This window comes from Acidovorax sp. SUPP2825 (genome assembly GCF_030158995.1).
In the GTDB taxonomy this organism is placed as follows: Bacteria; Pseudomonadota; Gammaproteobacteria; order Burkholderiales; family Burkholderiaceae_C; genus Paracidovorax.
On sequence record NZ_BQXK01000040.1, the window covers coordinates 1 to 8848 of the forward strand.

Annotated in this window: 10 protein-coding genes and 1 pseudogene; 1 reads left to right on the forward strand and 10 read right to left on the reverse strand. The window is 63.6% G+C overall.

Annotated elements, in window-relative coordinates:
* Positions 1-141: 141 nt before the first annotated feature.
* A pseudogene (locus AVAK2825_RS24850) lies at positions 142-300 on the forward strand (DUF3742 family protein); the annotation flags it as partial.
* 12 nt (positions 301-312) lie between these two features.
* Here AVAK2825_RS24850 and AVAK2825_RS24300 read toward each other — a convergent pair.
* From AVAK2825_RS24300 to AVAK2825_RS24345, 10 genes are all read right to left on the reverse strand, one after another.
* Positions 313-1830 carry a conjugal transfer protein TraG N-terminal domain-containing protein gene (locus AVAK2825_RS24300; RefSeq protein ID WP_284403057.1) on the reverse strand — a complete coding sequence of 506 codons (1518 nt, stop codon included), beginning with the start codon at positions 1828-1830 and terminating at the stop codon, positions 313-315.
* An 18-nt stretch (positions 1831-1848) separates the two neighbouring features.
* The gene (locus AVAK2825_RS24305; RefSeq protein WP_284403058.1) at positions 1849-2199 is read right to left on the reverse strand and encodes a hypothetical protein; all 351 of its coding nucleotides are present in this window, start codon (positions 2197-2199) and stop codon (positions 1849-1851) included.
* Entirely contained in the window at positions 2196-3593 is a 1398-nt protein-coding gene (locus AVAK2825_RS24310; RefSeq protein ID WP_284403059.1) for an integrating conjugative element protein, read from the reverse strand. The genes AVAK2825_RS24305 and AVAK2825_RS24310 overlap by 4 nt, the downstream gene beginning before the upstream one ends.
* Positions 3590-4492: a TIGR03756 family integrating conjugative element protein gene (locus AVAK2825_RS24315; protein ID WP_502870608.1), complete on the reverse strand. Its 903-nt coding sequence runs from the start codon at positions 4490-4492 to the stop codon at positions 3590-3592. The genes AVAK2825_RS24310 and AVAK2825_RS24315 overlap by 4 nt, the downstream gene beginning before the upstream one ends.
* A gap of 47 nt (positions 4493-4539) precedes the next feature.
* Complete coding sequence (locus tag AVAK2825_RS24320) at positions 4540-4992, reverse strand: TIGR03757 family integrating conjugative element protein (protein ID WP_284403061.1); 453 nt, start codon at positions 4990-4992, stop codon at positions 4540-4542.
* 44 nt (positions 4993-5036) lie between these two features.
* Positions 5037-5780, reverse strand: coding sequence for a DsbA family protein (locus AVAK2825_RS24325; RefSeq protein WP_284403062.1), 744 nt, complete (start codon positions 5778-5780; stop codon positions 5037-5039).
* 118 nt (positions 5781-5898) lie between these two features.
* Positions 5899-6768, reverse strand: coding sequence for an AP2/ERF family transcription factor (locus AVAK2825_RS24330; protein ID WP_284403063.1), 870 nt, complete (start codon positions 6766-6768; stop codon positions 5899-5901).
* 28 nt (positions 6769-6796) lie between these two features.
* Positions 6797-7795 (reverse strand): Bug family tripartite tricarboxylate transporter substrate binding protein, encoded by a 999-nt coding sequence (locus AVAK2825_RS24335; protein ID WP_284403064.1) that lies wholly within the window; start codon positions 7793-7795, stop codon positions 6797-6799.
* Positions 7796-8116: 321 nt separating this feature from the next.
* Positions 8117-8386 carry a hypothetical protein gene (locus tag AVAK2825_RS24340; RefSeq protein ID WP_284403065.1) on the reverse strand — a complete coding sequence of 90 codons (270 nt, stop codon included), beginning with the start codon at positions 8384-8386 and terminating at the stop codon, positions 8117-8119.
* Positions 8387-8390: 4 nt separating this feature from the next.
* Positions 8391-8848, reverse strand: a 458-nt coding sequence (locus tag AVAK2825_RS24345; RefSeq protein WP_502870607.1) for an RHS repeat-associated core domain-containing protein, incomplete at its 5' end; no start/stop codon positions are given.

The window sequence follows — 8848 nt, forward strand, 5'->3', positions numbered from 1 at the left end:
CGGGCCTGCAAGGCCCCTCATGCACCCAGGCGCAGACCGCTGCTGGGCCTCATCACGCTCAAACGGCTACTGGCGCCCACTCCTCCCTATTCGGATTCGTCAAACATGGGGTTGTGAGAGGCTCCCCTATCCTTCTGGCTCGCTTTGCTGCTGGGATGCCTCGTTGCGGTTGCTTGGAGTGCCGGAAGCTCTGACGACGAACAAAAAGCGCCAGAACTGCGCGATGGTATTTTTGGGTTCGGCCTCTATCATCGGGATGGATCACGAATTGATCCTTACGATCCAGACGATGATGGTTAGGCGCTTCCTCGTCTACAAGACCGTTTTCACCAATGTGTCGCCTGTTTTGCTCCCTGCTGCCTGTGCGTCTTTGGCTCCTGTCGCTAGGTACTGTGCCATACCACCGACGCGAACGCCCGCCCAAGTCAAAGCGGTGATCCAAACCCCCGGCAGCACGACGAACATCGTCGCCATCACGAAGTTCAGCAGCATGTCGCCGAACGCATTGTCCAGCCCCATCGCGAGATTGAAGTTCGTCATCGGGCGGTTCCACCCCCAGCCCCAGCCATAGAGCGCATCCAGGATCGTGCTGTCGATCCACCGTGCCAGCTGGAACCAGAAATCCACGAAGTACAGCGCGAAGAACACGCAACTGCTCGTCATCAGCACCTTGAGGTCGTAGGTGCCGATCACCAGCACCATCGGGATGCAGATCACCAGCGCCATCTTGAGCAGCGACAGCACCATGGGCAGGGCCTGGCGCAGCACATCCATCGCCGGGAAGAAGCCCGGCGCACCCAGGGCCAGCCCCACGTTGCCCGCCCCGCGCGCCAGATCGTTGAAGAACGTCTTGTCGATCTGCCCGCCATAGTCCGTGTACACCTCCCCCTGGTTCAGCTTCTGCTGGCGCGGTGCCGCAATCGCCTGGATCACCGAATCGTCCAGCTCGCTGCGCGACACGAACCCCGCATAGTTGGCCAGCCGCGTGAGCAGGCTCGGGCTCACCTGGGCCAGGAGCCGCGCCCGCAGACCCCTCTCACTATCCGACCACCACTGGCGGCACGTCGGGTAGCCCCCGCCGCTGGCGACTTCGGCCAGGCCCGCATCCCGCTCGGCCTCGTAGGGCCATGCCTCGCGCGGCGTGCGGGAACGGTAGCGGTCGTAATACCCCGCCGTGTCCACGAAGAACCGCGAACCGATCCAGGTCACCTCGTTGCCCTGCGCCTCGTCCAGATCGGGCCGCTGCATGAACAGCCGCGCCCGCGCAGGCCCGTAGCAATCCTTCGAGAAATCCGCCACCTCCTGGGCCAGCACCGGATCGTCGATGCGCGTGGCATCCACCTCCATGCGCATCTGCCGCAAATCCGTGCCGCAGGGAATCGCCGCCACCGCCGCGCCCGTCACCGCCTTGCTCATCGAATGCAGGAAGAACCACCACACCGGCACCTTCGCCGACTGGTCGTTCAGCGTCGTGAACGACTGGCTCCAGCCCGTCTGCGCAGGCGTGGGCACCGTCGTCTGGCACTGGGTGGAGCGCGATGCGTCGAAGCGGATCGTGGACAGATCCACATCGATGAACGGGATGCCCCCGAACAGCACCACCACGATCGCCACGAACACCCGGTTCTCGATCCGCAGGGCGCTCAACACCCCCTTGTTGCCCTCGTCGGCCCCTTCGGAGCGTGCCTTGAGCCACTCCTGGATCACGATGGTCAGGAACGGGATCGCGAACACGCCGCTGGCGACCAGCACGTTCCAGATCCCGTTGTGGACCAGCCAGCCCACCAGGGTCAGGTAATACTCCAGATAGTCCGTCGTGTAGAGCGTCATCGGCCGATCCCTCCGGTGTCAGCGTGCCTGCAGCAGCAGGCTGCATTCCAGTGCCACCAGCGCCATGGCCGCGGCGATTTCGGCACGCAGGAACCGCTGGTGCGCCTTGCCGTCCGGCTCGCGGGCGCACAGACGCCTGCGCATCCACACCCATCCCCAGCCGGTCACCGCATACAGCGAAAGCCGCCATGCGAAAAACCACACCGCCTGCTCCTGGAGCCAGCGGTCCCATTGGCTGATGCTGCCGAGCATCCGGATGCCCACCAGATTGGCGACGACGGCGACGGCGATCACTGCAGCCGCCCACAGCAGCGCCACTGCGGCCCGCCGACCCGGCAGCCAGCGCAGTCGCAGCCACGCGGGCCTCATGGCGTTCCCCCACGCGGGGGCGGCTGTTGCAGTTGATCGAGCCGGTTGCGCGTCGGGTCGCCCTGATAGATGCCGCGCGATCCCGCCGCACGCGTGCCGTGGCGCTGGATGATGGCCATGGGCGCATTGTTGGCGAGCTCGCGGCGCAACTCCAGTTCCGTCTTGAGATTGCGGATCTCCCGGTCCAGGAGGTCGCTGTCCTGGCTCACCGCCTGCTGGGCCAGTTCGTTGGCGGCCACGTTGGGCTCCATCCGCCCGGTCAGCAGCGTGCGCTGGAGCAGCAACGCCTTCTCCAGCACGCTCGCCAAGGCCACTTCGGAGGCCAGTCGCCGTGCCAGAACGTCCTGATCCGGTTCGTCGCGCAGCGCCTCGATCACCCCTCGCGTCACGGGCAGCGAGCCGCTGCTTGCGGCTTGCAGGTTCTCGAAGCTCGTCGGCTGGCGACCGGCAATCAATTCCTGCAGCATCTGCAGCTTGGTGTCGTATTCCTCCTGAATGAGGGGCGTCAGGCCGACGCCGGGCACGGTCTGGGTCTTGGTGCAAGCGTCGCAAGTGCGCTGTTCCTGCTCGCCCAGCACCCGCGTGGCCCAGTCGACCGCCGCTTGCGGAGACGACCACGTCTCGCAGGCCAGCCGGTTGCCACACCCGGCGGCATCGATGGGCGAGGTGTCCTCGACCCCGCGCCCGTTCACCAAGTTGTAGCCCGCGCGCGTCACGTCCGCGACCACCCGGATCGGTGCCTGGCCGGCACCGCCGGCATTGCGCCCGCCCACCCAGGGCACGCCGTCCTTGCCTCGATGGCGTTCCGCCTCGTCGATGGCCGAGACCGCATCGGTGCTGGCCACGGCCTTCTTGAGGGCCATGCCTTCGGCCAACTGGCCCCAGCCCAACTGGCCGCCCGCCACGTCCGCCATCCGGTTCGCGATCCCGCGGCACGTCGCCTTCGAGCGGTCGAAATCCAGCCGCGCCTGCAGCACCCCGTTGGTCAGCAGGTTGTACAGGCCCGGATCGGCGCGCTGGATGATCAGCGCCGGCAGCGACGCCACCGCGCTGGTGGCGTTCTGGATCACCGACGACATGATGGTCTGGAACCCGTTGGTGACGCCATTGAGCTGGTTCTGGATCGTGGTCGCGATGTTCATGTCGCCGCAAATCAGATTGCTGTTCCAGCCGATCCCGACCCCGATCGAGCGCATCTGGGCGGCACTGGTCATGGACACTGCGCGCCCCCCGCCGATGCTGTAGAGCACATCGTCCCCGATCACGCTGCCCTGGCGCTGCAGGCCGTACTCGCCTGTCTGATCGGCGCTCTGGGCCACCGCGCCGACATGCAGAGAGGCCACCGCCATCGCCGTGACCAGGGCGAACGTGCGCGTCGAATGAGAAACCGTCATGGCCGCAAGCCTCCACCGTTGAAATCCACGCTGCCCAGGAACACCTGGCCCCGCCGCTGGCAGCAGCTATAGGGGCGCCACAGCGCCCAGGCATAGTCGCCACGCGCGGCCTGCACCCGGGTATTCGAGTGAGGGAACACCGCACAGGTGGGCGACAGGGCAGGGGTCAGTTCCTGCCACTTGCCCGTGGAGGCATTGCCTTCGATGAGTGCGCCGGCAGGCCAGTAACCGGCGCGCGGCGTGGAGAGCATCGGCTGATAGACATGCGGCTGCCCGCGCCGCGTGACGACATCGCCGGCCCGCTGGGCCACCACGGCACCGCTCTTGTGGTCGTCCGTCTGGTGCAGGAAGCCGCCCCGCGGATAGACCGCACCCCATAGATTGAGGGTGGTGCGAGCGCCGATCTCCCGCATGCCGGGGATCAGTGCTTCGGGATAGACCGCTTCGGGCACGTTGTAGCGCCAGGCCACGGTATCGAGCGTGCTGATCAGATAGGGCATGAAGGCCGTGCCCGCGCCCTCGCAGCTATACCCGGAGGCGCTGGCAAAACGGCCGAACAGCGATCCGCCCGGATGGCCGATCACATCGGCGTTCTTGAATCTGGAGAGATTGTTCTCGTTGCTCTGGTTGGTCGTGCCGTCGCCGCCCGCGACTGCGGTGGGATTGGGCATGCCCATCGCACGCACCTCCACCCACGGGTTCTCGCCCGTGTTGGCATAGCTCGACACGACGGCATCCGGCACGTAGTGTCGGACCTTTACCGAGGTGCGCACCGAGCAGCCCGACTTCGAGCAACGCAGCCAGTAGCAGATGCCCACCACCCGGTATTCCAGGCAATCCGGGGACAGGGCGGACGCGGCGATGGTGGCGGTGTCCAGTGCCAAGGCGGTCGAAGCCATGCCCAGGAGGGCGGCGGTGATCCCGGCGCGCCATGCAGGTCGGTGTTTCATGGGTGGGCCTTTCGGTAGGCCGCGATGCGGGCGGACGCCTTCGCCACATCGGGCTCGCCATAGACGACGTAGCGCCGGTCCACGACCACGGCGGGCAGGGTGGTGATCCCCAGGCTCCAGGCATCGGCCACGCCCTGGTAGGCCGCTGCCAGTTCCCGCTGCAACCCCGCGCCACCTCGGCTCAGGCGTTCTCGCGCAATGGCCTGCGCGTGTGCTGGATCGGCCGGCAGTTGGGCACCGATGCGGGATTCGATCTGGCTGGCCGCATCGAGGTGGACAACGGCCACCTCCGGGGACACGCCGATCAAAGGGATCGATTGCAGCGTGAAGACCTTCACCTCTGCGGCCTGGGCGAAGGTCGATGCCAAGGCACCGGCCAGAGCGATGACCGCCGTGAGCAACGGACCTCCCCGCAGGCTTGAACTTGGCCGAACAAAAACACTGGGCATGGTGAACTCCCGCACAACGGACGCCTCGGATGGCACCGTGCAGTTCACTCCGAATCGGCAGCGGGGTCAGGCAACAATCGGGAGTCCGAGGCAACCGGATTGCCGCTGCCCATCAAATCCAGGGCCGATAGCAGCGCGTCGCCCTCGACCTGTCCCTGCAGCAGCAAAGACTGCCCGCTGAGGGTGTCGGTCACCCGCACGGTCGGGGTGGCGACCACGCCCTCGCGCGCCCCTGCGGCCGCTTGCGCCTGAACGGCGGCGCGGCCCCGGCCGCTGTCCAGGCATTCCTGAACGTCAGGCGTGGTGCCTGGATAGCGCAGGCCGTCCTCCAGACCCTGGCCGCCGCCACGGGTGTTGCGGTAGATCCAGGCCACGGCGTCCCAATAGCCGCTGTGGCCATGGGCCTGTCCCACGCATTCGACCAACGCGGCCAGGTTCGATGCCGCCGGTTCGTGTGTCGGCAAGGGAAGGTGGTGCCATTGCAGGCGGGTGTCGGGATGCCGGTCGATCCAGTCCTTCAGTGCCGGAAAGTAGGTCTTGCAAAACGGGCATTCGAGGTCCGCATAAAGGGTGAGCGCGAACCGCGCCTGCATGGGCCCATGCACCCAGGGGCCGCCGCTGGCCTCCAGTGGGGCGGCACTGTTCGCGTCTTCCGCAACCCGGCGCTCGTCTGAGCCGCCACGGTGAAGCCCGATGTAGAGCGTCAAGGAGGCCAGCAGCGTTCCGGCCAGAACGGCCAGAACGGCGAGGACGGGGCGGCGATAGCGAGCAAGGCGGGGGTGCGGCATGGTGCGTTCCGATCTTCCCGGCGCGGAGATCGCGCCCGAAAACCCAGTCAAACACACGGTCCCGCCACCATGGACCAACAAAGCGAACTGGCGGATCTCCCGATTGGCGGGCCTTGCGCTATCGGGTCCGGTTCTGTGGCAGGGGCGGGTTCAGCACCCATTCCCGGCGTTGCTCCAGGGCAAGCCGCCTGGCCTCTTCCTCGCCATGGCGTCCCACGGAAAAGCACTTGCGCCGGACCTTGCCGTCGGACGTCGAATACTCCGCAATCCAGTATTCGCCGGTCCACACCCCGCCGCGGCGCATCGTCCGGGTCCACCGATAGCGGTACACGCGGCGTTCGGGGGAATGCGGTGGCGGCAACCGCTCACTGCGGTCCTTGCGAAGGCGGGGAATGGCCGAACGATCCATGTCGGGGAGTTCATGGCCTCGGCGGGGTTCACCGTCGGGATGGCGAACCATCCACCCATCCAAGGTTTGGAGCATCTGGTGCCTGGCCTCGATCGCCAGTTCCTTGGCACGCTCCTCGCCGAACTTCTTCACTGCAAAGGATCGGCGCTGTGATTTACCGTTGGCCAGATACACCGTGGCCGACCAGCGAACCCCTCCCGGCTCAACGCTTCTTGAGACGCCTGGTACTCCGGAGGTGTTGTTCTTGCGGACGATGGCGCTGAACTCTCGCCGGCTCAAGGGGCGGATGGTCCGCAGCAATTCGTCGCGGTAGGCGAGCGCTGCGGCCTTGGCGTCTTCCACGCCGCCGTGATCGGCAACCGCGAACTCGCCCTGAAAGCGCTGCCCCTGCCGCACCAGCATGACGGACCAGCGCACCAGCATACCCTTGGAGAACCTGGGCGTGAGGGCATAGACCTTTGGGTAAGCAGCTTGCGTCATGGGTAAGAAATCGCAGGAATCGCATGTGCTGACCCGCACGCGCGTCTTGGAGGATGCACGTTCTTCGATAGCGCTGGACAGGGCATCGTCGTGAACCATCCCAGGCCCACTGCGTGAACGTGGCACGTCACTCGCTGGCGATGCGAAGCGACTGGATCGTGCGTGACCAGAGGTCGTGATCGGCCTGCAGCACGTCGCGCACTTGCAGCGGTGACAGGGAGGCATGCACCATGCCCAGTCCCTTGAGCCGGTCGGCCACTTCCGGCAGTGCGATGACGCGATGGATCTCCTGGTTGAGCAGGGCGCGGCGGCTGGCCTCCAGCCCGCGCGGTGCGAACGCGCCATACCAGTTGGTTACCTCGAACCCCTTGAGTGTTTCCGAAACGCTGGGGAGGTCCGGCAGCAGCTCCGAACGGGTCTTCTCGGTCACGGCGACGAGTCGCACCTTGCCCGCCTGGGCGTGGGGCAGCAGCAGCGAGGCCCCGCCGGCATACAGCTGGCATTCGTCCTGAACCAATGCCGCCACGGCAGGGCCACCGCCTTTGTAGGGCACATGAACGATGTCCAGACCGGCGGTCTTGGCCAGCAGCGCGACCGTGAGGTGGTTGTGGGTGCCAATGCCCCCGGTCGAATAGTTGACCTTGCCCGGATTGGCGCGGATGTAGGCCAGCAGTTCCGGGAAGGTGCGCACCGGCACGCTGGCCGAGACGGCCACCGCATTGATCGCATAGGCCAGCAAGGCCACCGTGTCGAAATCGTTCATGGGATCGAACGACAGGTTCTTGTAGATGCTGCCATTCATGGCATGCGTGGACATGGCGCCGATTTCGAGGGTGTAGCCATCGGCGGGTGAGCGGGCGACCAGGGCCGCTCCCACATTACCGCCAGCGCCGGGCACATTCTCGACGACCAGGGCCTGCCCGCTGGCGGGAAACATGTGTTTGGAAAGCAGGCGCGCCAGAATATCGGTGGAGCCACCGGCCGGAAACGGGGAAATCAAACGAACCGGCTTGTTTGGGAATTCTTCCTTCGCGGTGGCTGCGAAGGGTAATCCGGTATTTGAAAGACAGAGCGCCAGCGCAACGCGGCGCGAAATGGCATATGGCCTCGGAAAATTTCTCTCCATATCACCTCCCTAATTTTATTGAGAAAATCCCAATCAAATTTTAAAGGAGTGTGTTTTTGGAGAGTGTCAAAGATTCCGAAAAATTGTTGCAATTTGTGCGAAATTGCTTATTTGAGCCGCCCCAATACAGAAAGTATTCCTCGGATTCACGCGAGAAAGTGAGTCGATGACTGCTGGGCCGGCAAGCGCAAAGAAGCCCGCGGATAGCTTTGCCAATTTAAGCGGGCGCGATAGCTTGGAGCTTGGCCGCAGGTTGGTGTAGGAGGCCCGAGCTTGCAATTAAAAATTTTGGCATTGCACTTCACTGTTCAATCCGCTCTCTTATTTCAAATCGGAAATAAATATCCACAAGCTGTTCTCAATTTCATTATGGCAGGACAGCCCAAAATTATTGACATTACTATCAAATTTAATGAGAACTCTTGGCCCGTTTGGATGTTTTGGCATTTTTGATTGATTTTCTAGTTTAACAATGCTACCCATTTCTCCTATTAGTTTCCAATAATTATCCTGGGTTTTAACTTTATGTGGTGGATTAATTTCTCCTAGAAATTTTTTTAATGTCACTCGGTCATTTAAGGCAAAATTCATGAATTTACTCCTTGTTCGTCGGATATGTGGGGGTATGTGTCCCGTCCGGGTGCTGGCGATCCCAATGCGGCGCGTGCGTACCATTATGATCGGTCGGCTCCCACACGTCACCACCTTTGTCTTTCCAGCCTTTGCACTTACATTTTGGCCAATACTTATAATGACCACTTCCCGGTCCAGGCTTAAATTTCCCTCCGGTATTGTCTGGAGTAGGCCTTCCGGGTGCGGGGTATTTGCTGCCAGCTAACCCCAGATAGTCAATCCATTCAATTGGGTTGGGTGCATATGTATATATATTTACTCCACCCCTTAATCCAATTGGATCTTGGCTCACGAACCTGCCCACAGCCGGATCGTAATACCGGAAACGGTTGTAATGCAGCCCGGTTTCCTCATCGAACTGCTGCCCCTGGAATCGGAAGGGTTGTTCGATCGGCGGCGGCGCGGATGACCGGGCGCTGG